The sequence below is a fragment of the Pseudoduganella umbonata genome (genome assembly GCF_014192225.1).
Lineage (GTDB): Bacteria > Pseudomonadota > Gammaproteobacteria > Burkholderiales > Burkholderiaceae_D > Rugamonas > Rugamonas umbonata.
This window is the reverse complement of sequence record NZ_JACHXS010000001.1, coordinates 561,083-585,966: the sequence shown is the minus strand read 5'-3', so window position 1 is coordinate 585,966 and position 24,884 is coordinate 561,083. Positions and strand designations below refer to the sequence as shown.

At 66.5% G+C, this 24,884-nt stretch carries 22 protein-coding genes and 1 pseudogene; 6 read left to right on the top strand and 17 right to left on the bottom strand.

Features of this window, described 5'->3' with window-relative positions; translation table 11 throughout:
- Window positions 1-118: 118 nt before the first annotated feature.
- Window positions 119-1,300, bottom strand: coding sequence for a cystathionine beta-lyase (locus tag FHS02_RS02390; protein WP_137312633.1), 1,182 nt, complete (start codon window positions 1,298-1,300; stop codon window positions 119-121).
- 108 nt (window positions 1,301-1,408) lie between these two features.
- On the bottom strand, window positions 1,409-2,800 hold the full coding sequence (gene rimO, locus FHS02_RS02385; protein ID WP_137312632.1) for a 30S ribosomal protein S12 methylthiotransferase RimO: 1,392 nt from the start codon (window positions 2,798-2,800) through the stop codon (window positions 1,409-1,411).
- 92 nt (window positions 2,801-2,892) lie between these two features.
- On the opposite strand from rimO, the pseudogene FHS02_RS02380 reads away from it, so the two are divergent.
- A pseudogene (locus FHS02_RS02380) lies at window positions 2,893-3,411 on the top strand (LacI family DNA-binding transcriptional regulator); the annotation flags it as partial.
- Here the strand turns inward: FHS02_RS02380 and FHS02_RS02375 are convergent.
- From FHS02_RS02375 to phaC, 8 genes are all read right to left on the bottom strand, one after another.
- Complete coding sequence (locus FHS02_RS02375) at window positions 3,378-4,856, bottom strand: TonB-dependent receptor (RefSeq protein WP_229422754.1); 1,479 nt, start codon at window positions 4,854-4,856, stop codon at window positions 3,378-3,380. The pseudogene FHS02_RS02380 and the gene FHS02_RS02375 overlap by 34 nt on opposite strands.
- A gap of 169 nt (window positions 4,857-5,025) precedes the next feature.
- A complete protein-coding gene (locus FHS02_RS02370) occupies window positions 5,026-6,081 on the bottom strand; it encodes an ABC transporter ATP-binding protein (RefSeq protein WP_137312630.1) in 1,056 nt (351 codons plus the stop codon).
- A 48-nt stretch (window positions 6,082-6,129) separates the two neighbouring features.
- Window positions 6,130-7,044, bottom strand: a complete 915-nt coding sequence (locus FHS02_RS02365; protein WP_137312629.1) for a carbohydrate ABC transporter permease — start codon at window positions 7,042-7,044, stop codon at window positions 6,130-6,132.
- Window positions 7,041-7,874, bottom strand: a complete 834-nt coding sequence (locus tag FHS02_RS02360) for a carbohydrate ABC transporter permease (RefSeq protein ID WP_229422750.1) — start codon at window positions 7,872-7,874, stop codon at window positions 7,041-7,043. The genes FHS02_RS02365 and FHS02_RS02360 overlap by 4 nt, the downstream gene beginning before the upstream one ends.
- A gap of 83 nt (window positions 7,875-7,957) precedes the next feature.
- Window positions 7,958-9,250, bottom strand: a complete 1,293-nt coding sequence (locus FHS02_RS02355) for an ABC transporter substrate-binding protein (protein ID WP_137312627.1) — start codon at window positions 9,248-9,250, stop codon at window positions 7,958-7,960.
- 75 nt (window positions 9,251-9,325) lie between these two features.
- Window positions 9,326-10,711 (bottom strand): GH1 family beta-glucosidase, encoded by a 1,386-nt coding sequence (locus FHS02_RS02350; RefSeq protein ID WP_371861452.1) that lies wholly within the window; start codon window positions 10,709-10,711, stop codon window positions 9,326-9,328.
- Between the two features lie 402 nt (window positions 10,712-11,113).
- Window positions 11,114-11,683 (bottom strand): polyhydroxyalkanoate synthesis repressor PhaR, encoded by a 570-nt coding sequence (phaR, locus tag FHS02_RS02345; protein ID WP_137312625.1) that lies wholly within the window; start codon window positions 11,681-11,683, stop codon window positions 11,114-11,116.
- A gap of 253 nt (window positions 11,684-11,936) precedes the next feature.
- Window positions 11,937-13,646 carry a class I poly(R)-hydroxyalkanoic acid synthase gene (gene phaC / locus FHS02_RS02340; RefSeq protein ID WP_137312624.1) on the bottom strand — a complete coding sequence of 570 codons (1,710 nt, stop codon included), beginning with the start codon at window positions 13,644-13,646 and terminating at the stop codon, window positions 11,937-11,939.
- A 45-nt stretch (window positions 13,647-13,691) separates the two neighbouring features.
- Here phaC and FHS02_RS02335 point away from each other — a divergent pair, with 45 nt between their 5' ends.
- A complete protein-coding gene (locus FHS02_RS02335) occupies window positions 13,692-13,964 on the top strand; it encodes a hypothetical protein (protein WP_137312623.1) in 273 nt (90 codons plus the stop codon).
- A gap of 62 nt (window positions 13,965-14,026) precedes the next feature.
- Here the strand turns inward: FHS02_RS02335 and pgeF are convergent, their stop codons facing one another.
- Together pgeF and FHS02_RS02325 are read right to left on the bottom strand one after the other, a co-directional pair.
- Complete coding sequence (pgeF, locus tag FHS02_RS02330; RefSeq protein WP_137312622.1) at window positions 14,027-14,818, bottom strand: peptidoglycan editing factor PgeF; 792 nt, start codon at window positions 14,816-14,818, stop codon at window positions 14,027-14,029.
- Window positions 14,815-15,942, bottom strand: coding sequence for an RluA family pseudouridine synthase (locus FHS02_RS02325; RefSeq protein WP_229422521.1), 1,128 nt, complete (start codon window positions 15,940-15,942; stop codon window positions 14,815-14,817). Before FHS02_RS02325 ends, pgeF begins: the two co-directional genes overlap by 4 nt.
- 64 nt (window positions 15,943-16,006) lie before the next feature.
- Between FHS02_RS02325 and FHS02_RS02320 the strand changes: the two genes are divergently transcribed.
- The gene (locus FHS02_RS02320) at window positions 16,007-16,816 is read left to right on the top strand and encodes an outer membrane protein assembly factor BamD (protein ID WP_137312620.1); all 810 of its coding nucleotides are present in this window, start codon (window positions 16,007-16,009) and stop codon (window positions 16,814-16,816) included.
- Window positions 16,817-16,933: 117 nt separating this feature from the next.
- Here FHS02_RS02320 and yaaA read toward each other — a convergent pair whose 3' ends face one another.
- Window positions 16,934-17,701, bottom strand: coding sequence for a peroxide stress protein YaaA (yaaA, locus tag FHS02_RS02315; protein ID WP_137312619.1), 768 nt, complete (start codon window positions 17,699-17,701; stop codon window positions 16,934-16,936).
- A gap of 39 nt (window positions 17,702-17,740) precedes the next feature.
- Between yaaA and FHS02_RS02310 the strand changes: the two genes are divergently transcribed.
- The 3 genes from FHS02_RS02310 to FHS02_RS02300 all read left to right on the top strand — a co-directional run bounded on the left by FHS02_RS02310 (window position 17,741) and on the right by FHS02_RS02300 (window position 20,378).
- Complete coding sequence (locus FHS02_RS02310; RefSeq protein ID WP_137312618.1) at window positions 17,741-18,217, top strand: putative toxin-antitoxin system toxin component, PIN family; 477 nt, start codon at window positions 17,741-17,743, stop codon at window positions 18,215-18,217.
- An 83-nt stretch (window positions 18,218-18,300) separates the two neighbouring features.
- Window positions 18,301-19,479 carry a pyridoxal phosphate-dependent aminotransferase gene (locus tag FHS02_RS02305; protein ID WP_137312617.1) on the top strand — a complete coding sequence of 393 codons (1,179 nt, stop codon included), beginning with the start codon at window positions 18,301-18,303 and terminating at the stop codon, window positions 19,477-19,479.
- A 5-nt stretch (window positions 19,480-19,484) separates the two neighbouring features.
- The gene (locus FHS02_RS02300; RefSeq protein ID WP_137312616.1) at window positions 19,485-20,378 is read left to right on the top strand and encodes an HD-GYP domain-containing protein; all 894 of its coding nucleotides are present in this window, start codon (window positions 19,485-19,487) and stop codon (window positions 20,376-20,378) included.
- Between the two features lie 294 nt (window positions 20,379-20,672).
- On the opposite strand, the gene FHS02_RS02295 is transcribed toward FHS02_RS02300, so the two are convergent.
- The 4 genes from FHS02_RS02295 to FHS02_RS02280 are packed head-to-tail and all read right to left on the bottom strand — an operon-like array spanning window position 20,673 to window position 24,882.
- Complete coding sequence (locus FHS02_RS02295) at window positions 20,673-21,794, bottom strand: tetratricopeptide repeat protein (RefSeq protein WP_137312615.1); 1,122 nt, start codon at window positions 21,792-21,794, stop codon at window positions 20,673-20,675.
- Window positions 21,795-21,818: 24 nt separating this feature from the next.
- Window positions 21,819-22,715 carry an ExeA family protein gene (locus tag FHS02_RS02290; RefSeq protein ID WP_137312614.1) on the bottom strand — a complete coding sequence of 299 codons (897 nt, stop codon included), beginning with the start codon at window positions 22,713-22,715 and terminating at the stop codon, window positions 21,819-21,821.
- Window positions 22,715-24,484 (bottom strand): pilus (MSHA type) biogenesis protein MshL, encoded by a 1,770-nt coding sequence (gene mshL / locus FHS02_RS02285; RefSeq protein WP_229422520.1) that lies wholly within the window; start codon window positions 24,482-24,484, stop codon window positions 22,715-22,717. The genes FHS02_RS02290 and mshL overlap by 1 nt, the downstream gene beginning before the upstream one ends.
- 17 nt (window positions 24,485-24,501) lie before the next feature.
- Window positions 24,502-24,882: an MSHA biogenesis protein MshK gene (locus FHS02_RS02280; RefSeq protein ID WP_137312612.1), complete on the bottom strand. Its 381-nt coding sequence runs from the start codon at window positions 24,880-24,882 to the stop codon at window positions 24,502-24,504.
- Window positions 24,883-24,884: the final 2 nt, after the last annotated feature.

The window sequence follows — 24,884 nt, the reverse complement described above, 5'->3', positions numbered from 1 at the left end:
TTCTCCTTTGACAGACTTGCTTTTTCATTAAAGCAGGCGGATCCATTGTTTGAAAGGCACTGGCCGATTGAATTACTCCATCGCAGCGATAGGCGGTGCCTACCGATAACGACAGGGATCACATGAGCGCCAGCGCCGCCTCGATATCGGCGATCAGGTCGGCCGGATCTTCCAGCCCGATATTGAAGCGCACGAGAATACCGGCGTCGGGCCAGCCGCGCCGCATCGCCTGGATGCGGTACGGCACGCACAGGCTGTTCGGCCCACCCCAGCTGTAGCCGATCTTGAACAGCTTCAGCGAATCGATGAAGCGGTCGGTCTGCTCCTCGGTGTAGCGCGCATCGAACAGGACCGAGAACAGGCCGCCGGCACCGGTGAAGTCGCGCTTCCACGTTTCATGTCCCGGACAATCCTCGAACGCCGGGTGCAGCACTTTCGCGATCTCGGGCCGCGCCGACAACCATGCGGCGACCGTGCGGGCGCCGGCATCGTGCGCATCGAAACGCAGCTTCATCGTCGGCAGGCCGCGCATCACGAGGTAGGCATCGTCGGCGCCGACGCCGTAGCCGAGCCGCATGTGCGACAGCGACAGCCGGTCGTGCAGGCCGCCGGGCTGCCCGTCGTCGCGCGTGATGACGGCGCCCATCAGCACGTCGGCGCCGCCGGACTGGTACTTTGTCAGCGCCTGCACGACGATGTCGACGCCGAGCTCGAACGCGCGCAGTGCGATGCCGGCGGACCAGGTGTTGTCCAGGGCAACCGCCACACCCTTCGCCTTGGCGGCGGCGCAGATCGCCGGCAGGTCCGGCACTTCCATCGATACGGAGCCGGGCGCCTCGGTCCAGATCAGCCGCGTGTTCGGCTGGATCAGTGCCGCGATGCCTGCGCCGACCAGCGGATCGTAGTAGCGCGCCGTGATACCCATCGACTCCTGCAGCCAGTTGCCCAGCACGCGGTTCGGGTTGTAGATGTTATCGGGCAGCAGCACGTCGTCGCCCGTCTTCAGCAGCGCGAAGTCGACCATCGCGATGGCCGCCAGGCCGGACGGCGCCAGCAGGCAATCGGTGCCGCCCTCGATCTGCGCCAGGCGTGCTTCCAGCGTGAACGTGGTGGGCGTGCCGTGCAGGCCGTAGGTGTAGGCGCTCTTGTCCTTCCAGTCGCCCGAGCGGAGCGCCGCCACGTTCGGGAACAGCACCGTCGAGGCGTGGTGGATGGCGGGCGGGAACGCGCCGAAGCCGGCCGGCGGTTCATACTCCGAATGGATCAGCGCGGTCTGCGGGGAGATTTTCTTGGTGGTCATGTCAGCGTCGGTCGGGCAGAAGTCGGGATAACATTGCGGGCATAAAAAAAGGCGGACCGTGATGGTCCGCCCTGCATTGTAGCGTGCGTTAGGTAGCGTTACGCAGCGTTACGCATCGCCCCACAGGTCGTGCGCATCGGCGCGCGTGATCTCGACATCGAAGAACTGCCCGACAGCCAGCTTCTTGTGCGGCTCGAACGGCTTCTTGACGTGGACCACGCCGTCGATCTCGGGCGCATCGGCGGCCGAGCGGCCGATCGCGCCGGACGGGGTCAGCTCGTCGATGAGCACCTTGATGGTCTTGCCGACCTTGGCCTTCAGGCGCGCCCGCGAGATTTCCTCCTGCAGCAGCATCACGCGGCCGCGGCGTTCCTCGCGCAGTTCTTCCGGCACCGGGTTGGCGATCTCGTTGGCGGTGGCGCCTTCCACCGGCGAATAGGCGAAGCAGCCCAGCCGGTCGATCTGCGCTTCCTTCAGGAAGTCCAGCAGGTACTCGAACTCCGCTTCGGTCTCGCCCGGGAAGCCGGCGATGAAGGTCGAACGGATCGTCAGGTCGGGATTCATCTGGCGCCATTTCAGGATGCGCTCCAGGTTCTTCTCGCCGGAGGCCGGACGCTTCATCCGCTTCAGCACTTCCGGGTGGGCGTGCTGCATCGGAATGTCGAGGTAAGGCAGCACGTGGCCGCCGCTCATCATCGGGATGATCTCGTCCACGTGCGGGTACGGATAGACGTAATGGAGGCGCACCCACGCACCGTACTGCGCGGCCAGCTGGCCCAGTGCTTCGGTCAGCTGCGTCATGTGCGTCTTCACCGGGCGGCCGTTCCAGAAGCCGGAGCGGAACTTGACGTCGATGCCGTAGGCCGACGTGTCCTGAGAGATCACCAGCAGTTCCTTGACGCCCGCCTTGAACAGGTTTTCCGCTTCCATCATCAGTTCGCCGATCGGACGCGACACCAGGTCGCCCCGCATCGACGGGATGATGCAGAACGAGCAGCGGTGGTTGCAGCCCTCGGAAATCTTCAGGTAGGCATAGTGCTTCGGCGTCAGCCTCACGCCCTGCGGCGGCACCAGGTCGATGAACGGCTCGTGCGGCTTGGGCAGGTGCGTGTGCACCTGCGCCATCACCTCGCCTACCGCGTGCGGACCGGTCACGGCCAGCACCTTCGGGTGGATCTTCTGGATCAGGTCGTCGCCGGCGGCATCCTTCTTCGCGCCCAGGCAGCCGGTCACGATGACCTTGCCGTTCTCGGCCAGCGCCTCGCCGATCGCATCGAGCGATTCCTGCACCGCGGCATCGATGAAGCCGCAGGTGTTGACGATGACGAGATCGGCGCCGGCGTACGACTTGGCGGTGTCATAGCCTTCCGCGCGCAGCTGCGTGAGGATCTGCTCGGAATCGACCAGCGCCTTCGGGCAGCCGAGCGAAACAAAACCTACCTTGGGTGCTGGCGATCCATCGGCGGGCTTGGTAAGACGGGAAAGTGGCTGAGATTGCATGTTCAAGTGTCAACGAATGTTCGGACCAATCGTCTATTTTACCTGAAGTGGCCCCGTGCTACCATAGCCCGTCTCATTCGAGGGAGTGTCGCTTGGCCACGCTGAAGGACGTTGCAACCCTTGCCGGTGTCGGCATGTCCACCGCGTCGCGCGCCATCACCGGTTCCGGCCCCGTTTCCGCCGACGCGCAGCGCCGCGTGCAGGAAGCCGTCGAGGCGCTGAAGTTCCGGCCGTCGTCGATCGGCCGCTCCCTGTCGGCCCAGTCGCTGGGCATGATCGGCATCTTCGCCCCCACCTTCTTCGGCGCCTACTACGGCACCATCCTGAAACAGACCGACGTGGAACTGCGTGCGCTGCGCCGCCATGTCGTGGTGGCGACCGGATGCGGTCCGCTGCCGCCGCGCGAGGAGGCCATCGAGGCCGTCAAGTTCCTGATCGGCCGCGACTGCGACGGCATCGTCGTGCTCGCGCACGACCTGCGCGACGACGACCTGCTGATGCTGCAGCGCCTGCACCCGCGCATCGCCTTCCTGAACCGCGCGCACCCGGCGCTGCCGGAAGCATGCTTCTGCCCCGATCACCGGGCGGGCGGCGCCCTGGCCGGCGCGACCTGGTTCGGCGTCAATACCGTGGTGCCGCGCGGCGCGTTGTCCGGCCAGTTCGGGCACGCCCAGTTCTGCCCGCCCCGGTCGAACTTGTGGTCCTTCGTGTAGCGTGCCCCGGCCGTGACCTTGTAGCGTTCGTCCAGGTTCCAGCTGCCCTGCGCGAAGACCGCTTTCGATTTCAGCTGCCGGTCGCCCTGGATGAAGGTCATCGCCGATGCGTACTGGCCCACGGTGGGCTGCACGAAGATCACGTTGCCGTTCGCCAGGTCCTGCTGCAGGGCCGCCTCGGAGATCTGGCTGCGGTCGATGTCGAAGCGGATCTTGTTCTTCTCGCCAAATTCGAACAGCCCGGCCACCCACTCGATCGCGCCGCCCTCGGCGGAGCGGAACTGCAGCTCGTTGGAGTGACTGTCGAACTGGCCCCACTCGGTGCGGTTCTCGGCCTTGAAGCCCAGGTACAGGCCCGCGTCCGCGTCGCTCGCATTGCTGCGTTTCAGCCGGCTCCAGCTGCCCAGGTACTGGACGTCCACCGCGTCGTTCAGCGCCCAGTTCCACTTCGTCTTGTAAGTGGTGATCGACTGGTCCAGCACGCCGGGCGTATCGATCACGGCGCTCCACCGGTCGCGCCCCTGCGTCTCGATGGGCAGGTAGATGCTGCCGGCGCCCTGGTCCTCGTAGTAGTCGGCGATGAAGGTGGCCTTCAGCGTCGGCAGGATTTTCCACAGCAGCGTGGCGCGCGCGCCGGACTGGTCCTGGGCGCCGTACCTGTCGGCCCCGGGAGGCACGTTCGAGCCGCGCGCGAAGTCCACGTAGCCGTCGTGGCTGTCCTTGATCGCCGCCACCCGCAGCGCAATGTTCGGGCCGAACGGTATGTTGATCATGCCCTGGGTCTGGATGCGGTGGTGGTTGCCCACGACAATCGAGGCCGAGCCGAGCAGCTTGGTCGTGTTCGGCGCCGCCGACACGAGATTGACGGCGCCCGCGGTCGAGTTGCGGCCGTTCAGCGTGCCCTGCGGCCCGCGCGCCACCTCGACGTGCGACAGGTCGTACATCAGCGCGGTGGCGCCCTGCGGGCGCGGCAGGTAGATGCCGTCGACATAGAACGCCACGGCCGGGTCGCCCAGCTCCGTGTGGTTGGCCGAGCCCACGCCGCGCATGTAGACGTGCACGCCGCCGGAGTCGCTGTGCGGCTCGACGACGAGGCTGGGTACCAGCGCCGTCAGCGACGCCAGGTCCTTGACCTGGTTGTTCTGCAGCGTATCCTGCGTGAACGCCGACACGGCCAGCGGCGTATCCTGCACCAGCTGGTCGCGCCGGTTCGCCGTCACGACGATGCGTTCCAGACCGCCGCCGGCCGCATTGGCGCGGTCCGCGGCGCCTTCGGCCGCCCCCGTGCCGGTCTGCGCGTGCGCCGGACTGGCACTCAGCGCGGCACCTGTCGTCACATTCATCGCCGCGACCGCCAGCGCCAGCGCGCTCTTCCTGAACTGTTTCATGATCTGCCCTCTTCTTCCCTGTGGTTGACGTGGACTTCATTCCGCGGGCGTGCGCCGGCCCTGCCGTGCACGCGTGACGGTTCCCGCCGCTCGCGCGGCATGTACTGCAAAACGGTGTGTGGCGTTACAGGCGCTGTGTCGAGGTCTCGTCGAACAGGGACACCTGGCCGGCGCGCAGCGAGAAGGCGCCGCCCGGCCGGTCGTCCTGCACGATCGCGGCGACCTGGGTGCCGTGGTAGTCATGCCAGACGATGCGGTGCGCCCCCATTGCCTCGACCAGCGTCACCGGCGCGCGGCAGGCGCCGCCGGCCGACACCTCGACGTCTTCCGGACGCACGCCCAGCACCACGGATTGCCCGTGCGCGGGGCGCTGGCGGAACGGATAGTGCGACAGGTCCAGCGCCATGTGGCCGTCGGTGAAGCGGATCGCGCCATCGGTCTCGATGCGGCCCCTGAACAGGTTCATGCCGGGAGAACCCAGGAAACTGGCGACGAACAGGTTTTCCGGCGCGCGGTAGATCGCATCCGGCGTGTCGAACTGCTGGATCGCGCCGCCTTTCATCACGGCCATCCGGTCGGCCAGCGTCATCGCCTCGACCTGGTCGTGCGTCACGTAGATCATCGTCGCACCAAGTTGGCGGTGCAGCGTCTTCAGTTCGCGGCGCAGCTCGGTGCGCAGCTTGGCATCCAGGTTCGACAGCGGCTCGTCGAACAGGAACACGTCGGCCTCGCGCACGATCGCCCGGCCGATCGCCACGCGCTGGCGCTGGCCGCCGGACAGCTGGCCCGGCTTGCGCTTGAGCAGCGGGCCCAGTTGCAGCATCTCGGCCGCGCGTGCGACGCGGCGCTCGATCTCGGCCTTCGGCGTGCCGTTGATGCGCAGGCCGAACGACATGTTGCGCTCGACGTTCATGGTCGGGTACAGCGCATACGACTGGAACACCAGCGCGATGCCGCGGTCCTTCGGGTCGGCGTACGTCATGTCGCGCCCGCCGATGCGGATGCTGCCGCCGGCCGCGTCGTTCAGGCCGGCGATGCTGTGCAGCAGCGTCGACTTGCCGCAGCCGGAGGGGCCCAGCAGCACGATGAATTCGCCGGCGTCGACTTCCAGGTCGAGCGAATCGATGACCTTGTTGGCGCCCAGCTGGATCTGCAGACTGCGGATGGAAACATTCGACATCGGATTACCCCTTGATTGACCTTCTTGACCCAAGACTTGACCTTCGATTCAACCCTTGACGGCGCCGCTGGCGATGCCGCGCACGAACCAGCGGCCGGAAAAGAAGTACAGCGCGAGCGGTACCAGCGACGTCAGGATCGTCGCCGCCATGTTCACGTTGTACTGCCGCTCGCCGGTCGTCGTGTTGATGATGTTGTTCAGCTGGACCGTCATCGGCAGGTTGTCCGAGCCGGCGAATACGAGGCCGAGCAGGAAATCGTTCCAGATGTTCGTCACCTGCATGATCGCGGCGACGACGATCACCGGCGTCGACATCGGCAGCATCAGCTCGAAGAAGATGCGCCAGAAGCCGCCGCCGTCGATGCGCGCGGCCTTGAACAGCTCCTGCGGCAGCGAAGCGTAGTAGTTCCGGAACAGCAGCGTCATCATCGGCATGCCGAAAATCACGTGCACGATGACGATGCCCGGCAGGCTGCTGTACAGTTCGACCGCGGCCAGCGCCCGCACCAGCGGATACAGCAGCACCTGGCCCGGAATGAATGCGCCGATCATCAGCACCGCGAACAGCGCGTTGGCGCCGCGCGGCCGCCAGAACGACAGCGCATAGCCGTTCACGGCGCCCAGGGCGATCGACAGCAGCACGCTGGGCACGGTGATCCGCACCGAATTCCAGAAGCCGCCGCGGATGCCTTCGCATTCGAGCCCCGTGCAGGCCGCCTGCCACGCGTTGCGCCACGGTTCGAGCGTGGGCGCGGCCGGCAGCGCGAAGATATTGCCGAGACGGATCTCGGCCATCGGCTTCACCGACGTCACCAGCATCACGTACAGCGGCACCAGGAAGAACAGCGCGGCGGTGGCGAGAAACAGGTAGATGCCGATGCGGCCCGGCGTCAGCAGCGGACGCCTCAGGCGCACCGGCAGCGCAGGCGGCGGCCGCACGGCCGATTCCATGTCGCGCTTCATTGCTGCCCCCTTTGCACGGCCTTGCCGCGTGCGTAGTACAGCGGCGCCACGATCGCCAGCACCGTCAGCAGCAGCACGATCGAGGCGGCCGACGCCAGCCCGATATTGGCCCGGCCGAACAGGTAGTCCATGATGAACTTGGCCGGCACTTCGCTGGCCGTGCCGGGCCCGCCCTGCGTCATCGCGACGACGGCATCGAACAGCTTGACGACCATCACGAACAGCAGGATCAGCGCGGTGGAGACCGACGGCCACAGCATCGGCAGCACGATCGATGCGTACACCCGCCAGGCCGGTATGCCGTCGATGCGGGCGGCCTTCCACAGCTCGTCGTCGATGCCGCGCAGGCCGGACAGCAGCAGCGCCATCACGAGCCCGGAGGCCTGCCATACCGTGGCGATGACGACGGTGAACAGCACCTTGTCCTGCTGGACGATCCAGTCGAACGTGAAGTCCTCGAAGCCCAGCCGGCGGGCCACGCCCTGGATGCCCAGCTCCGGGTTCAGGATCCATTGCCAGACCAGGCCGGTGGCGACGAACGACATCGCGTACGGGTACAGGAACACGGTGCGCAGCGTGCCTTCCGCCATGACCTTCTGGTCGATGAAGACTGCCAGCAGGAAGCCCAGCACCAGGCAGGCGGCGATGAACAGCAGGCCGTAGATCGCCAGGTTCTCCAGCGACAGCAGCCAGCGCGCGTTGCGGAACAGGCGCTCGTACTGGCCCATGCCGACGAAGTCGCCGGCCGGGAAGATGCGGCTCGACGACACCGAGACGCGCGCCGTCCACAGGATGGTCAGCACATAGGCGCCGAGCGCCGTCAGCGCCATCGGCAGCAGCGCAAGATAGGCCGACAGGCAGGCCACCCGTGCCGTGGAGGTTCGGCCAGGACGTCGGACAGGACGCGGAGCGGCTACCATGTGTTGTCCCTGATGGCCTGGGCGAAGGCCTGCTGCGCGCGCTCCGGCGTTTCGTTGCGGTTCCAGTAGTTCGTCAGCACATCCTGCAGCGCGCCGTTCAGGTCCGGATCGAGCAGCATTTCAGCGTTCGGCAGCTGGCGCGACTTGTCCTGCATGATCTCGATGCCCATCCGCGCGCACAGGTCCAGCTTCGTCATGTCGACGTCCGGCCGGATCGGAATCGATCCCTTGCGGGCACTGAACTCGGCCTGCGGACCCGGCGCCGTCATGACCGTGGCAAGCAGCTTCTGCGCCTTGACGACCTGCGGTTTCGCCGTCTTCGGGAACACGAAGGCATCGCCGGCCACCATGTACGGCGGACGCGGACCGAAGCCCGGGTAGCAGCCGAAATCACGGCCCGCGACCTGGCCCGCCGACGTGAACTCGCCCTTTGCCCAGTCGCCCATGATCTGCACCCCGGCACGCCCCGACACGACCAGGGCCGTCGCATCGTTCCAGTTGCGGCCGGGCGCGCCACGGTCCGTGTAGGCGCGCAGCGACTTGAATTTCACGAGCACCTCGCGAAACGCCGGCGACGCCACCGCCTTCAGGTCGCGGTCGCGGTAGATCCGCAGGTACAGCTCGGGCCCGCCGACCAGCGCGAAGATCGCGTCGAACACGATCTTTTCCTGCCACACCTGGCCACCGAACGCGAGCGGGATCAGGCCCGCCTTCTTCAACTGCTCCAGCTGGGCGACGAACTCGTTCCAGTTGCGCGGCTCGGCCCTGATGCCCGCCTTCGCATAGGCCGCTTTCGAGTAGAAGAACCACGCGGGCATGTGGATGTCGACGGGCGCGGCATAGTAATGGCCGTCGATCTTGATGGCGTCGATGATCGTGCCGGGCAGGATATTGTCCCAGTTGCCCTTCGCGGCCACGTCGTCCAGGTTGTTCAGCAGGCCCTGGTCGACGATGTCGCGGAACTGCTTCGACGTATTGAACTGGGCGGCAACCGGCGCATTGCCGCCGACGATGCGGTTGATCGTCGACGCGCGCGACTGGTCGGCGCCGGCGACCGCCTGGTCGATCCACTGGCCGCCGGCGCGGGTAAAGGCATCGGCGAACTGGCGGATCGCCGCCGATTCGCCGCCGGATGTCCACCAGTGCGACACCGTCGCCTTCAGTGGCGTCTGCGCTGGCGTCTGCGCTGGCGGCGCCTGTGCGGCCGCCTGCGCCGCGTGCAGCTGCGCCAGGGCCAGGGCCAGCACGGCGGCCCTGGCCCTGGCGCCGAATGGTGCCTTGTTCATGTCGTCTCCATGGCGCTCGGGGCGCCTTATTGGTATGGGATGCTTATGATAAGTGAAAGCCTCGCCGGCAGATACTCAGGGGCGCTCCTTTCGCTGCGCCAGGAAGTCGCGCACCAGCCGGGCGCTGCGCTTGGGCGTGCGCCGTTGCGTGGCGTAGTCGACGTGCACGATGCCGAAGCGCCGCTCGTAGCCGAAGGCCCACTCGAAATTGTCCATCAGCGACCAGATGAAGTAGCCCCGCACGTCCACGCCCGCCCTGGCCGCGCGGTCGACGGCGGCCAGGTGGCGGTTCAGGAACGCGATGCGCTGGCCATCGACGACTTCGCCGCCGCACACCTCGTCGTCGCAGGCCATGCCGTTCTCCGTGATGTACACCGGCGGCAGGTTCGGGTACTGGTCGCGGAACGCGATCAGAAGGTGCGCCAGCCCTTCCGGATAGACCTCCCAGCCCATCTGCGTGCGTTCGACGCCTTCCAGCGGCACCTCGACGTAGCCGCCGTTGCCGTCGGCGCGGACATTGGTGCGGAAGTAGTAGTTGATGCCGATGAAGTCCAGCGGCGCGCCGATGATCGCCAGGTCGCCCTCCCGCACCGGCGGCTGCGCGCCCGGCCACAGTTCTTCGTACAGCGCGGCCGGGTAGCTGCCCTTCAGCAGCGGGTCGAGGATCCAGTCGTTGTGCTGCAGCTCGAACAGTTCGGCCGCGCGGCGGTCGGCCGCCGAGGCACCGTCGGTGGTGCCGCGGCCGACATTGAGGACGATGCCCTTGCGCGAGGCCGGATCGTTGCGGCGCAGCGCCGCCAGCGCCAGGCCGTGGCCCAGCAGCAGGTGGTGCAGCGCGCGGTTCGCCTCGATCACGCTGGCATGGCCGGGTGCATGATGGCCCGTGCCATAGCCATGCATCGCCGAGCACCACGGCTCGTTGAGCGTCGACCAGTAATCGACCAGGCCGGCAAGCTCGCGGCTCATCAGGTCCGCATAGTCGGCGAAGCGGTAGGCCGTGTCGCGGTTGAGCCAGCCGCCCGCATCCTCGAGGTGCTGCGGCAGGTCCCAGTGATACAGCGTAACGGAGGTCCGGATGCCCTTGTCGCTCAGTGCGCGCAGCAGGTCGCGGTAGAACGCGATGCCCTTGCCGTTCGGGCGGCCCGCCGCGTCCATCACGCGCGGCCAGGCGATCGACAGCCGGTAGGCATCGACGTTCAGCGACGCGATCAGCTCGACATCGTCGCGCCAGCGGTGGTAGTGGTCGCAGGCGATGGCGCCGGTGTCGCCGTGCAGTACCTTGCCCGGCGTGGCCGAGAAGGTGTCCCAGATCGACGGCAGCCGGCCATCCTCCCGCGCCGCTCCCTCGATCTGGTAGGCAGCCGTGGCCACGCCCAGCAGGAAGTCCTTGCGCCACAGGATGGAATCGGCCGGTACGTCGAATGTCTCGGCAACCTGGATCTGTACAGCGTTGTGCACCACGAGATCTCCCGATCGAACGCGACAAGCGTTCCGTCCCCGCGCCAATGATGCGTCATTCGTGGCATACGGTTCTGGTTCGCCCATCGCTTCGCTATATGAAACCGTCTGGGTTAATGGGGTGTGGAAGCGCTTCCACAATCTGTTGACAATACTATCAGCGTTAATTTTGACGCGTCAAACAGTTTTTGGAAACGTTTCCGCACGTCGCGGCGTTGTGGCGAAACGCCCACATGCGCGATGCCTGGCGTGGCTGGGGCACGGTAGGCGAAGGAAAGAGGCTGGGAATCGCCGCGCGACGACAGCGGCTGAAGGAGAGCGATGCGCGGCGCGCGCCGGCATCGCCATCCCGGGCGTGGTGCCGCGCGAGCGGCAGCGGTACGCCGGGAGCTGATCGGGGAACGGTTACTTCTTGTCGCTTGGCGGGGTCGGTACCGGCGGCACGGCGAACGGGAAGGCACCGAACAGGTTCTTGCTCTGGTTTTGCATCTGTTCCTGCATCTGCACGAACAGGCTCTTGCTCTGGTCGATGTAGTTGTTCATCATGCCCTGCATGATCGGCGCCTGCACGTTCATGAACTGGGTCCACATTTCCGGGCTGAAGGTCTTGCCGTCGAAATTCACGGCGCCGGTGGTCAGGCGGCGCTGGATATCGGTGAAGGCCTGCACGTTCTTTTCCAGGTAGGAGCCCATCATGCCCTGCATGGCATGGCCGTAGTAGCGGATGATCTGCGCCAGCACGTCGGTGGAGAACATCGGCGCGCCGCTGGCCTCTTCTTCCAGGATGATCTGCAACAGGATGCTGCGCGTCAGGTCTTCGTTCGACTTGGCATCGACGACGGTGAACGGTTCGCTGTCCAGCACGAGCTGTTTCACGTCGGTCAGCGTGATGTAGGAACTGGTCTGCGTATCGTAGAGTCGGCGGTTGGGATACTTCTTGATCAGGCGTTCGGCAGTTTTCTTTACACTACTCATCACGAGTTCCGTTTATTGCGCCGCAGCGCATTCCTTCTGGGTTTCGAAAAGGCCCGCGAAAAAAAAGCGAACGTAGAGTTCGCTTTCACTAGCCCTGCTCACCCTATTATAGAGTGAAAATTTCAGCGCATGCACGTGCCGTCATATGAAAAACGTATGAATTGGCAAGATAAACGGCGTGGAATGGCGCTTATTGCAACGCAACTAAAATAAGCGCAGGACAAACCGGCCTGCCGGCCGGCATTCCTGCCGGTCAATCGGCCTTTTCCTTCACGTAACGACCAGGCGCCGGCTCGAGCGGAGGGTATTCCGCATTGCCCGGCTCGGTCCGGGCCGGGATGTCCTCGCCGCCGTGCTCGGCCAGGAAAGCAGCCCACAGCGGCCACCAGCTGCCCGGATGCTCGACCGCGCCGCCCATCCAGCCATCGGCATCTTCCGGCCGCTCTTCGTTGACCCAGTAGCTGCGCTTGTTCTTCGACGGCGGGTTGATGACGCCGGCGATATGGCCGGAAGCGCCCAGCACGAAACGGTTCGCCTCGCGCCGCGCCGGGTTCAGGATGTTCATCGAGCCGTAGGCGCTCGTCCACGGCACGATGTGGTCCTCGCGCGAACCGTAGATGAACGCCGGCGCATCGATCGTCGTCAGGTCGACCTGCTCGCCGGCCACCGTCAGGCGGCCCGGCTCCTTCAGCCGGTTTTCCAGGTAGGTGTTGCGCAGGTACCAGCAGAACATCGGCCCCGGCAGGTTGGTCGAATCCGAGTTCCAGTACAGCAGGTCGAAGGGGGCCGGCTCATTGCCCTTCAGGTAATTCGCCTGCACGTAGTTCCACACCAGGTCGTTCGGCCGCAGGCTGGAGAACGTGCTGGCCAGGTCGCGGCCCGGCATCAGGCCGCCCTGCCCCAGCGCCTGCTCGCGCAACTTCACCTGCGGTTCGTCGATAAACACGCTCAGCACGCCGGTGTCGGAAAAGTCCAGGAACGTGGTCAGCAGCGTGAGGCTGGCGGCCGGCTGCTCGCCGCGCGCGGCCAGCACGGCCAGCGCCGTCGACAGCAGCGTGCCGCCGACGCAGAAGCCCAGCAGGTTCAGCGTGTCTTCCTGCGTGATCTCCTGCACGGCGCGGATCGCGCGGATCACGCCCTGCTCGGTGTAGTCGTCCCAGGAAGTCTTCGCCAGCGACGCGTCCGGATTGCGCCACGACACCATGAACACGGTGTTGCCCTGCTCCACCGCGTAGCGCACCAGCGAATTGGCCGGCTGCAGGTCGAGGATGTAATACTTGTTGATGCACGGCGGCACCATCAGCAGCGGTCGCTGCTTCACGGTATCCGTGCGCGGCTTGTACTGGATCAGCTGGAACAGCGGCGTTTCCAGCACGATGTCACCCTCGGTCGTGGCCAGGTTGCGGCCGACCTCGAACGCCTTGTCGTCGGACAGCGAGATGTGGCCCTTCTGCATGTCGGCCAGCATGTTCTTCAGGCCGCGCGTCAGGCTCTCGCCCTTCGATTCGAGCAACGCCTGCTGGGCTTCCGGATTGGTCGCCAAGAAGTTCGCCGGCGACATCGCATCCACCACCTGCTGGATGGCGAAGCGGATCTTCTGTTTCTGCTGGGTCGATGCGTCGACGGCGTCCGCCATCGCCAGCAGGAACTTGCCGTTCAACAGGTAGGCCGCCGCGCTGAACGCGGTGACGGGATTGGCCGTCCATGCCGGGGCGGCGAAACGCCGGTCGCGGATCTCGGGAGTCTTGCCTTCCAGGAGCTGCTGCCACAGCGCTCCGAATTCGGCCATGTATTCGTTCTTCAGGGTGTCCAGCACTTCCGGCCTGACCGTCGCACCGGCTTCGCGCAACAGCGCGGCACCGGGCAACGGGATGTTCGCCAATGCGTCGGGGTTCGGCATCCAGGATTTCCACTGGGCCGGATCCATCCAGCTGGCCAGGGACTGCGCGTCGGGCATATTCATGTATATTCCATTTAGAATTGTGTGTGATTCCAACCGAAACTACCGATGCTGATCGTTGCTCTTGCCTGGATTTACGTCGTGCTGCTGATGTCGGTAACTGAGCCGACGATCGTCGCAGGCGTCATGACTTTCCTGCTGTACTGCATTATTCCTCTTGCAATTTTACTCTATGTGACCGGCGGTTTCCGGCGCATCGGCCAGCGGCGGCGGCTGCAGCGCGCGCGGCGCGAACAGCACAAGCAGCAACAGCAGCAGCAGGAGCAGCAAGAGCTGGCCAAACGACAATCCGAAAGCGACCAGGCAACCCGCGAACCCTGACTGCCGGTTTGTACGCTTACTGTACGCTCCCTGCACGCTCACTGCACTGCACTGTGCGCTGCCTACTTCAACCAGATCAGGCTGGCCTGCCGCCCCGTCACGCCGTCGCGCCGGTACGAATAGAAGCGGCCCGAATTCGACACGGTGCAAAAATCGCCACCCCATACCCGGCTCACGCCGACGCCGGCCAGTGCGATTCGGGCCAGCGCATACAGGTCGGCGAAATACTTACCCGGTTTCAGGCCGTAAGGCGGAAACGCGCTGCGGATGGCCGCTTCGTCCGCGCCGGGGCGGCGCAGGAACGCATCGAGCACTTCCTGTCCCACCTCGAAGCGGTGCGGGCCGATCGCCGCGCCCAGCCAGGCAATCAGTTCGCCAGCCCCCGCTTCGCGCATCGACGCCACGGTCCTTTCCAGCACGCCATCGGCCAAGCCGCGCCAGCCGGCATGCACGGCGCCGACCATGCGGCCTTCGGCGTCGCACAGCAGCACCGGCAGGCAATCGGCCGTGAGGACCGCGCATACCACGCCACGCGCGCTGGTAAAGCTGGCATCGGCGATCGGCGGTTCCGCATCGGCGTCCACCGTGGCCGCATCGAGCACGCGGGTACCGTGCACCTGCGTCAGCCAGACCGGCTCGGCCGGCAACTCGGCGCGCAGGATATCGCGGTTGCGCTCCACGCACTTCAGCGCATCGCCGACGTGCGTGCCCAGGTTCAGGCCGCCCTTGCCCTGGCCATCGTCATACGGCGCCGGGCTGACGCCGCCGCGGCGCGTGGTGCACAGCACACCGACGCCGTCCGGCAGGTCGGGCCAGTCGGGAACCAGCCATTGGGTGGCATTCGTCGCGCTCATTCGTCGTCGAACTCGTCGTCGTAGTCGTCGTTGTCGCCGTCCGCATCCGCAGCGCGCTGCAGCGACGCTTCGTCGATGCCGCATTCCTCCAGCAGCGCACGGAAATCGTCGGCCAGCGGGATCTCCCATTCGCACTGCTCGCCGGTGGCCGGGTGCACCAGGCCGAGGCGACGGGCCTGCAGTGCCTGGCGGTGGAACACGCCGGTCAGGTGCGGCTTGCCGTACACATAGTCGCCGACCAGCGGGTAACCCAGGTGGGCCATGTGCACGCGGATCTGGTGCGTACGTCCCGTCTCGAGGCGGCATTGCACGAGGCTGACGGGGCGGCGATCCAGCTCGCCGGCGGCCAGCCGCTCGTAATGGGTGATCGCCGGCTTCGCGCCGAAGCCCGTCGACACGGCCATCTTCACGCGGTCGCGCTGGTGGCGTCCCATCGGCGCGTCGATCGTGCCGGACAGCCGCGGCGTGCCCCAGGCCAGCGCCCAGTATTCGCGCTTCACGGTGCGCGCCTGCAGCTGGCGCACCAGATCGGTCTGGGTCGGCAGGTCCTTGCCGATGACCATCAGGCCGCTGGTATCCTTGTCGAGGCGGTGCACGATACCGGCGCGCGGCACGCCGCCCAGCTGGGGCCAGCGGTGCAGCAGGCCGTTCAGCAGCGTGCCCGACCAGTTGCCCGCGCCGGGGTGCACGACCAGGCCGGCCGGCTTGTTGATGACGATGAGGTGATCGTCCTCGTAGACCACGTCCACGTCGATCGGCTCGGGCGCGAAGGCCACGTCTTCCGGCGCGGCCTGCGGCAGCACGACGATCTTTTCATCGCCGTAGACGGTGGCGCGCACCTTGGCCGGCTTGCCGTCGACGGTGACGAAGCCCTCCTCGATCCAGCTTTGCAGGCGGCCGCGCGAGAACTGCGGCACCAGTTTCGCGATCACCTTGTCCAGGCGTTCGCCGCAGGCGTCGGGCGTCAGCTGCAGTTCGATCGGCCCCAGCGGGTTCGCGAAGCCGTCGGCTTCGGGAAGGACTTCGTCGGCTAGGATGTCCGCTTCGAAGTCGGCGTCGAGATCGGTCTTCAGGTCGTGGTCGGAGGGTTGGTCGGCCGGATTCGGCTCAGGATTCAATATCACAGCATTCCCATCGGCTATAATCAGCCAGGTCGTATCTTGTTTAAACGTCTTCTTGCACGAGAACATGCAAAAAAAATTGAAGGTAATCGCAGCATCCGTACTATTGGCCAGTCTCTCGGCATGCAGCCTGTTACCGGAGCAGTCGGATGAGACCAAAGGCTGGTCCGCTTCGAAATTATACTCGGAGGCCAAGGAAGAATTGGCCGGACAGCACTACGAACGGGCAATCCAGTTGTTCAACCGTCTCGAAGCAAGCTATCCGTTCGGCGTGTACGCGCAGCAGGCGCAGCTGGAAGTGGCCTACGCCTACTACAAGTCGCAGGACCAGGCCCAGGCGCTGGCCGCCGTCGAGCGCTTCATCAAGCTGCACCCGAACCATCCGAGCGTCGACTACATGTACTACCTGCGCGGCCTGATCAGTTTCAACGACCAGATCGGCCTGCTGAACTTCGTGTACGAACAGGATCCGGCCGAGCGCGACCCGAAAGCCACGCGCGAAGCCTTTGCCGCGTTCAAGGCGCTGGTCGACAAGTTCCCGGAAAGTAAATACACGCCGGACGCGATCGACCGCATGAAGTACCTGATCAATGCGATGGCGGCGTACGAAGTCTACGTGGCGCGCTACTACTACCGGCGCGGCGCCTACCTGGCCGCCGCCAACCGGGCGATGGACGCGGTGCGCGAATATTCCGATTCGCCGGCCATCGAGGAAGCGCTGTGGATCATGGCGCGCAGCTACGACAAGCTGGGCAACGTGGCGCTGCGCGACGATGCGATGCGCGTCTTCAAGCGCAATTTCCCGAACAGCAAATTCCTCGACGAAGGCGCCCCGAAGCCGGACCGCAAGTGGTGGAAGTTCTGGGCTGCTTCGTAAGCTCCCGTCAGGCATCCTCAGGCCGCCGTTAGGCCCCCATTAGGCACCCATCAGGAACCTGCTCTACTGAAGAGCCCGTATCCACCTTGCGGCGGACACGGGCTATTCTTTAAAGGCTCAGGCCACCTTCCTCCTGAACACCCACTTCTCGTCGTTCGACGCTTCCGGTGCGAACGCATAGCCGTCCGCGTCGAAATCCTTCAGCTGTTCCGGGTCGAGGATGTTGTTGACAGCGGCGTAGCGGGCCAGCATGCCGCGTGCCCGCTTGGCGTAGAACGAAATGATCTTGTACCGGCCGTTCTTGAATTCCTCGAACACGGGCGTGATGACGGGCACGTCGAGCTGCGCCGGCCGCACCGACTTGAAATATTCCTCCGACGCGCAATTGACGAGCCAGCGCGCGCCGCCGGCCCGCGCGGCGCCGTTCAGTTCCTGCGTGATCAGGTCGCCCCAGAACGCATACAGGTCCTTGCCCCGCGCGTTCTTCAGCCGCGTGCCCATCTCCAGGCGGTGCGGATGGATCAGGTCCAGCGGCCGCAGCAGGCCATACAGGCCGGACAGGATACGCACCCGGCCCTGCGTGTAGTCGAGCTGGGATGCGCTCAGCGTGCGGGCATCGAGGCCATCGTAGACGTCGCCACTGAACGTCATCACGGCCTGCCGCGCGTGGGTGGTGTCGGTGGTCCACGCGGCATAGCGGCCCACGTTCAGCGTCGACAGCGCATCGGACAGGTCCATCAGTTCGGCCAGTTCATGCGGCGCGAAGTCGCGCATCCGCTCGATCAGCTGGGCCGAGTGGTCGAGGAAGACGGGGCGGGTGGCGATATCGGTGGTGGGAGGGGTCTCGAGGTCGAGACTCTTTGCGGGGGAAAGCACTATCAGCATATGATTCGAAACCAGACTTCTCAACAATAGATTTCCCACATGATACCTGTTTTGCCGGCAACGCCGGGCGCGCCCCAGCGCATCGTCATCGACACCAATGTCTGCCTCGACCTGTTCGTCTTCCGCGACCCGCGCTGGGCCGGCCTGCTGGCGGCGATCGAAAGCGGCGCCGTCGAAGCCATCACGCGCGCCGACTGCCGCGACGAATACCACATCGTGCTCCACTACCCACACCTGCCGCTGGACGAAACGACCAGGCCGGCCAGCGCGGCCCGTTTCGATGCGCTGATCAAGGTCGTCGCCCCGCCGGAATCGGGTGTGCGCCTGCCCGTCTGCACCGACCCCGACGACCAGAAATTCCTCGAACTGGCGCGCGATGCCGGTGCCGACGTGCTGATCACCAAGGACAAGGCGCTGCTGAAGCTGGCGCGGCGCCTGCGCAACGCGGGCATGTTCGCCGTGATTCCGCCCGAGCAATGGGCGCTCCCCACGGTTGCCGATGCTGCGCTAGAATGATCTTCAGCCCATGAGCCGCAAGCCGTGATCCTCTGCCGGCCAATGCTCCCGACCAACCACGCGTCCCGATGCACGAGCCCTCGATGAACAGTCCGATCCCGCATGCCGTCACGCCGTCCCTGACCACCCGCCTGCCCGCCGTCGGCACCACCATCTTCACGCGCATGTCGGCGCTGGCGGCGCAGCACGGCGCCGTCAACCTCGGCCAGGGCTTTCCCGATTTCGCCTGCGATGCGCGGCTGGTCGACCTGGTCGCCGAGGCGATGCGGGCGGGCCACAACCAGTATCCGCCGATGACGGGCACGCCGGCGCTGCGCCGCGCGATCGCGGACAAGATCGGTGCCCTGTACGGCCATGCCTATGACGCGGACGCCGAAATCACCGTCACCGCGGGCGCCACGCAGGCGCTGACGACGGCGCTGCTGGCCGTCGTGCACCCGGGCGACGAAGTGATCGTCATCGAACCCGCCTACGACAGCTACATGCCGGCGGTCGAACTGGCCGGCGGCGTCGTGGTGCCGGTGCAGATGGTGCTCGACGATGCCGGCTACCGCGTGCCGTGGGAACGCATCGCCGCCGCGGTGTCGCCGAGGACGCGCCTGATCGTCGTCAACAGCCCGCACAATCCCACCGGCAGCGTGCTGCGCGAGGCCGACCTGGAAGCGCTGGCCGCCATCGTCGGCGGCACGCAGATCCTGGTGCTGTCCGACGAAGTCTACGAACACATGGTCTACGACGGCCAGCCGCACGCATCGGTCAGCCGCCATCCGGTGCTGGCCGCGCGCAGCTTCGTCGTGTCCAGCTTCGGCAAGACGTACCACACGACCGGCTGGAAAATCGGCTACGTGGCCGCGCCGGCCCCGCTGATGACCGAGTTCCGCAAGGTCCACCAGTACAACGTGTTCAGCGTGAACGCGCCGATGCAGCACGGCATCGCGGCCTACATGGCCGACCCGGCGCCGTACCTGGAGCTGCCCGCGTTCTACCAGAGAAAGCGCGACCTGTTCCGTGCGGGCCTGGCCGGCAGCCGCTTCGAACTGCTGCCGGCGGACGGCACCTATTTCCAGTGCGTGCGCTACGGCGCCATCTCCCCGCTGCCGGAAGCCGCGTTCGCCGAATGGCTGACAACCGACATCGGCGTGGCGGCGATTCCCGTATCGGCGTTCTATCGCCAGCCGAAGGAATCGGGCATCGTGCGCTTCTGCTTCGCCAAGCGCGACGAAACGCTGGCGCTGGCGCTCGAACGCCTGGCAAGCCTGTGACGGCCATGCAGCCGCAACCCCACCTGCACGACCTGCAAGATGCGGACGCCGCCAGCCGCCCCGCCACGCCGCCATCGGTGCTGCGCGCGCTGAACGCGGTGCAGCGGCGGCTCGAACAGATCGGGCACACGCCTGCGCACGGCGATCCGGCCGACCTGCGCGCCACGGCACGCGATCTGCTGCATGCGCTCGATCTGTCCGCCGACGTGGCGCTGGCCTGCGTGCTGCGCAACCAGGTCGCCGGCAGCTATGCCATGCGGCACAGCATCGAAACGGCCGTCGTCGCCGCGCTGGTCGGCCGCCGCCTGCACATGCGGCCGGCGTACCTGCTATCGCTGGTGTCCGCCGCGCTGGCATTGCATGCGACCGGACGCCACGGGGCCGACGACGGTGCGCCGCCCGTGGAAGCGGCGTTGCGCTGCACAGGGGGCGCCGAACCGGACTGGTTCGCCTGCCTGCTGCTCGACCACGCACCGGCGGCGGAAGCCACCGCGGACCTGGGCACCGCTTCTCACCTGCTGCGCATGGCCGACCGCTACTGCGCCGGCATTTCGCCGCGCAACTACCGCCGCGCACTGCTGCCCGACGACGCGCTGGCACGGGTCATCGAAGGGTCGCCGGACCCCGAACTGTCGGCCGCGTTCCGCGAAGAAATCGGCGCCTATCCGCCCGGCGCTGTGGTGCGGCTGGCCAGTGGCGAATGGGGCATCGTCGCGCATCGCGACGGCGGCATCCCCGTCGTCTTCTGCCTGCGCGACACGGCCGGACGGACGTTCACGGTGCCACTGCCGCGCCGCGTGGGCGAGGAAGGCTGCGCGATCGCCGCCGCGCTGGGCGACGACGACAGCGAACTGCCCGTGTCGATGAAACAGGTGTGGGGCCCGCTGGCTAGCCTGTAGGCAAAAATTGGGGCGAATAAACAGGAACGAATAAATAGGGACGGACCCTGTTTTTGAGGAAATTTCTTCAAAAACAGGGTCCGTCCCCATTTTTTGGAGCTGCTGGTGTCGGACACCCTTGGGTGTCGGACACCGGTTTTCGGTAGCATTTCCACGACATGACGCGACAAACCAGTGTCCGACACCGATGCCGGTGTCCGACACCAGGACGCTGCTGCCTTCGTCCGCATCGGACGTTGCCTGAAAAAACAGGCGGTCCGGCGTTCCGGTCCGTCCCGAATTGTTGGTGTTGCCCTAGTTCAGCTGCCCCAGCCGCCGCTCGACGAATGCCTGCAGTTCCGGCGACAGCCCGGCCTCCCGGGCTTTCTGGAACGCCTCGCGCGCATTGGTGCGCTGGTTTTCGGCCTGCTGAGAGATGCCCAGCCCCATCCACCACACGCCGTTATTTGGCCGCAGACGCAGCGCCGCTTCGTACTGCTGCGCGGCCTCGCGGTGCCGGCCCTGCCTTTGCAGCACGCCGGCCAGGAAAGCGAGGTAATCGGCATTGCCGGCGGCGTGCGGCAGCGTGCGCAGCAGCGTCTGGTCCGCCGGGCCGCCCCGTTCCAGCTGCAGCCGCGCCAGCACCATTGCCAGTTGCGGCTGGTTGGCGTCCAGGCCCAGGCCCAGCTGCGCATGGCGCATCGCCTCGTCGGCGCGGCCGTTCTCGATCAGCAGGCCCACCAGCGTCTGGCGTGCCGCTTCATGGCGCGGCCAGGCCTGCACGGCCTGCTCCAGCGCCGCCACGCCCTCGGTCACGCGACCGTCCTGCAGCGCGGCCAGCGCACGGCGGTAGGCATTTTCGCCCTGCTGGCCGGCGGTGAGCGTGATGCCCTGCCCGGCCTGGGAGCCGGCGGCGCGTACCGGCGCCGACGATGCGGCTGCGGCGATGCGATCGCGTTCTCCGCTCGCCAGACGCGCCAGGCGTTCCTTTTGTGTCGTCCGCGGCGCGGCGGCAATCGCGGCACTGTCCGCACGCGGCGGGGGCGATGCTTCCGCTACCGGCGCTGGCACCGGCTGGGGCCGCGGCGCCCCGGGTGGAGCCGGTTCCGGCACCGGAGCAGCCAGCGCGGCGACCGGCTCCGCCGGCGCCGTCGGCACAGCAGGCGCCAGCACCACGGGCGCGGGGACGGCGGGCGCAGGGGCCGCCATGGCGGGCACGGCAGCTACCACGGGCGCGGGCGCGGCCGGTTCCCGGTTCAGCCAGTACCAGCCGCCCGCGCCGGCAGCCGCGATCAGCACGCCGACCCCGGCGCCGACGGCGATCGCGGCGCGCGACGTGCGCCCGGCGGCGACCGGGCGCACGTCGCCGCTGGCAGCCGGCCGTGCCGTGCCACCGCGCGCATCGAGGTCCTGCAGCATCTTGTTAATTAAGCTCATCCGTCAGGCTCATGTAGTCAGGGCTCATCGGGTCAATGCCAGCGTAATGCCGCCCGCGGCGGCCAGCGCGGCCGCGCTCGCCAGCCACGCCCAGCGCATCTTCCGCGCGGGCCGGGTGCCGATCGTGTCGCCGGCGGCCAGCGCCACATGGCGCTTTTCCACCAGGTGGCGGCCTTCGCCATAGGCCAGCATCAGCGCCTTGTGCGCGACGATGTTGACCAGCCGCGGAATGCCGCCGGTGGCACGGTACAGGCGCCGCACCGCCGCCGCGCTGAACAGCCGCGCGCCCGTGAAGCCGGCGACGCGCAGCCGGTGCGCCAGGTAGTAATCCAGGTCGTCGCGCCGCAGCGCGCCCAGGTGATAGTGAAACGTGATGCGCTGCGCCAGTTGCCGTATCTTGGGGCTGGCCAGGTGCGCATTCAGTTCCGGCTGGCCGAACAGCACGATCTGCAGCAGCTTGCGTTTTTCCGTTTCGAGATTGGTCAGCAGCCGCAGCGCTTCCAGGCTTTCCAGCGGCAGCGCCTGCGCCTCGTCCAGGCACAGCACCACATGCTTGCCGCGCGCGGCCAGTTCCAGCAGCCGGAATGTCAGCGACTTCACTAGCTGGTGCTGGTCGACGTCGCGCGGCAGCGCGATTTCCAGCTCGTCGGCCAGCGCCATCATCAGCGCGCGCGGCTCCAGGTAGGGATTGGGCACATACGCCGTGTGGAATTCCTCGCCCAGCGTGGCCATGAACTTGCGGCACAACAGGGTCTTGCCGGTGCCCACTTCACCGGTGATCTTGATGAATCCTTCGCCGCTGCGCGCCGCCACCAGCAAGGTGTTCAAGCCTTCCTGCGAGTGGGGGCTGCCGAAAAAGAAGCTGGTATCCGGCGTGATCGAAAACGGCAGCTCGGCGAGGCCGAAGTGGGCTTCGTACATTACCGCCCCCGTTGCGGATCGAGCCGCTCGATGCGGCGCATCGTGTCCTTCAGTTCATCGGTCATGCTGCCGGCGTCGTCGACGATGGTCGGCTTGATCAGCACCACCAGTTCACGCTTCTGGCTGACGCTGTCCTTGTTGCGGAACAGCGAGCCCAGCACCGGCACGCTGCCCACGCCGGGCAGTTGCGACTGGTCGCTGGACGTGGCCTGGCGCATCAGCCCGCCAATGGCGACGATTTCGCCGTTGCGCCCGCGCACCATGCTGTCCATCTCGGACGTGGACGATGCCGCCAGCGGCAGGTTCAGCGAGCCGGCGCTGCCCAGGCTCACCGTCTTGTTGATGGTGGTGACGGAGCTGACTGACGGGTGCACGTGCAGCATGATGTGGCCATCGTCGTCGATCTGCGGCGTCACGTCCAGCAGCACGCCGGAAAAGAACGGCTGAACCACCACGTTCGGCGTCACGGTGTTGCCGCCCACGGTCGAGTTGGTCGTCGTGCTGATGCCGGTCACGTAGAACTCGTCGGTACCGATCTTCAGCACGGCCTTCTGGTTGTTCAACGTGGCGATACGGGGACTGGACAGCACGTGCACCGTCCCCTGCGATTCCAGAAACGACAGCATGGCCGAGAAATTGCTCGTCTGGATCGCCAGGCCGAACATCGTGCCCAGCGCATCGGCGGCATTGCTCAGCGAGGCGCCCGGCGTGGAACTGAAGCCGTCGCCGGTGCTCTGGCCAACCGCGCCGCTCGCGGTGCGGCGCACCAGGCTGGTACCTGGCGAGATCAGGCCGATGCCGCCGGCGCTGTTGCCGCCCTGGCGGAAGGCCGCCCAGTTGACGCCCGTCTGGAAGCCGCTGTTCAGCTGCACTTCGAGGATCTTCGCTTCCAGGATCACCTGGCGTTCCACGGCCAGCCGGGTCGCCTTCAGGTAATCGTCCACGGCGCGCAGCTGCGGCGGCAGTGCGCGCACCAGCACCACGCCTGACTGCGGCGTGATGATCACGTTGCGGCCATCGTCGCCGCTGCCGACGATCGCTTCCAGCGCGGCCCTCAGGTCGCCCCAGAAATCGGTCTCGGACGTCATCTTGACGTTGCTCGCGTCGTCCTGCACGGACTGGCCGCCGTTCGGCACGCCGTTCTGCGTCTGCGACGGATTCGGCGTCGCATTGGCCTGGCCGCCCTGTCCGGCCTGGCCCTGGCCGTTGGTACCCACGGTATTGATCGACGTCGACGACACGCGCACGTTCGAAATGCCGCGCCGGCTGCCCGTCAGGTAATTCACCTTGAACATGCGGGTTTGCATCGTCAGCGGCCGGATGTAAATCCGATTACCTTCCACCTTGTAGTCGTAGCCGTACAGTTCGCGCACCGCGTCCAGCGCCTCGAAGATCGTCACATCCTTGAGGTTGGCGGACAGCGTGCCCGTTACCTCAGGCGACACCAGCATGTTGTAACGGGTACCGGTGGCGATCGAAACAAAAAACTGCTGGGCCGGCACATTGTTCAGCGCCACGTTGAACCGCTCGTCGAGCACGGCGCGCGCCTTGGGCAGCGTGGCCGCCAGCACGGGCGCAGGCGGAAGCAGTGCCGCCTCGACCGCGTCGGGCGCCTTGTGCTGCCCCTGCGCCGCCTTCGCCGCGGCATTGCGCATCTCGCCGCTGATCGTGTCGTAGGTGTCGCGGCGGCCGGCGCTGTCGCAGCCGGCGCCCAGCAGCGCCACGCAGGCAAGCGTTGCCAGGGTGAGCTTCGTGTGCTTGATTCGCATGATTCGATTCATTGTCGTCATTCTTGTCGTGCGGACGGGGCCGGTGTCCCCGCCGCTTGTGCAGGCTGCTCATTGAGCCGCAGCGTTTCACGTACCTTGCCGCGGCGCAGCACTACGCGGTCATTGCCCACCTTTTCCACCACCGCACCCTGGAAGCGGCTGCCCTGCCATACCATTTCGCCACTAATCACGGCAATACGGCGCCCGCCTGGTTCGTTTGAAACGAGGATCGACTGCAGCTCCGGTCCCGCCGGCACCGGCGGCGGCGCGTCGGCACCGGCGGCCAGCGTGTCCAGGCCCGGGGGCGGCAGGGTCGGATCGGCGCTCTGCGCGCATGCCCCGCCCGCCAGCGCCACGGCGAAAGCCAGGGCGCCGGCTGCGGCCAGCGTCCGTCGCATGC

Excerpts from the sequence above, each read along its gene's own strand:
- FHS02_RS02390 (WP_137312633.1), bottom strand. The coding sequence starts at position 1,300 with ATGACCACCAAGAAAATCTCCCCGCAGACCGCGCTGATCCATTCGGAG.
- rimO (WP_137312632.1), bottom strand. The coding sequence starts at position 2,800 with ATGCAATCTCAGCCACTTTCCCGTCTTACCAAGCCCGCCGATGGATCG.
- FHS02_RS02375 (WP_229422754.1), bottom strand. The coding sequence starts at position 4,856 with ATGAATGTGACGACAGGTGCCGCGCTGAGTGCCAGTCCGGCGCACGCG.
- FHS02_RS02370 (WP_137312630.1), bottom strand. The coding sequence starts at position 6,081 with ATGTCGAATGTTTCCATCCGCAGTCTGCAGATCCAGCTGGGCGCCAAC.
- FHS02_RS02365 (WP_137312629.1), bottom strand. The coding sequence starts at position 7,044 with ATGAAGCGCGACATGGAATCGGCCGTGCGGCCGCCGCCTGCGCTGCCG.
- FHS02_RS02360 (WP_229422750.1), bottom strand. The coding sequence starts at position 7,874 with ATGGCGCTGACGGCGCTCGGCGCCTATGTGCTGACCATCCTGTGGACG.
- FHS02_RS02355 (WP_137312627.1), bottom strand. The coding sequence starts at position 9,250 with ATGAACAAGGCACCATTCGGCGCCAGGGCCAGGGCCGCCGTGCTGGCC.
- phaR (WP_137312625.1), bottom strand. The coding sequence starts at position 11,683 with ATGAGTAGTGTAAAGAAAACTGCCGAACGCCTGATCAAGAAGTATCCC.
- phaC (WP_137312624.1), bottom strand. The coding sequence starts at position 13,646 with ATGAATATGCCCGACGCGCAGTCCCTGGCCAGCTGGATGGATCCGGCC.
- FHS02_RS02335 (WP_137312623.1), top strand. The coding sequence starts at position 13,692 with ATGCTGATCGTTGCTCTTGCCTGGATTTACGTCGTGCTGCTGATGTCG.
- pgeF (WP_137312622.1), bottom strand. The coding sequence starts at position 14,818 with ATGAGCGCGACGAATGCCACCCAATGGCTGGTTCCCGACTGGCCCGAC.
- FHS02_RS02320 (WP_137312620.1), top strand. The coding sequence starts at position 16,007 with ATGCAAAAAAAATTGAAGGTAATCGCAGCATCCGTACTATTGGCCAGT.
- yaaA (WP_137312619.1), bottom strand. The coding sequence starts at position 17,701 with ATGCTGATAGTGCTTTCCCCCGCAAAGAGTCTCGACCTCGAGACCCCT.
- FHS02_RS02310 (WP_137312618.1), top strand. The coding sequence starts at position 17,741 with ATGATACCTGTTTTGCCGGCAACGCCGGGCGCGCCCCAGCGCATCGTC.
- FHS02_RS02305 (WP_137312617.1), top strand. The coding sequence starts at position 18,301 with ATGAACAGTCCGATCCCGCATGCCGTCACGCCGTCCCTGACCACCCGC.
- FHS02_RS02300 (WP_137312616.1), top strand. The coding sequence starts at position 19,485 with ATGCAGCCGCAACCCCACCTGCACGACCTGCAAGATGCGGACGCCGCC.
- FHS02_RS02295 (WP_137312615.1), bottom strand. The coding sequence starts at position 21,794 with ATGAGCTTAATTAACAAGATGCTGCAGGACCTCGATGCGCGCGGTGGC.
- FHS02_RS02290 (WP_137312614.1), bottom strand. The coding sequence starts at position 22,715 with ATGTACGAAGCCCACTTCGGCCTCGCCGAGCTGCCGTTTTCGATCACG.
- mshL (WP_229422520.1), bottom strand. The coding sequence starts at position 24,484 with ATGCGAATCAAGCACACGAAGCTCACCCTGGCAACGCTTGCCTGCGTG.
- FHS02_RS02280 (WP_137312612.1), bottom strand. The coding sequence starts at position 24,882 with ATGCGACGGACGCTGGCCGCAGCCGGCGCCCTGGCTTTCGCCGTGGCG.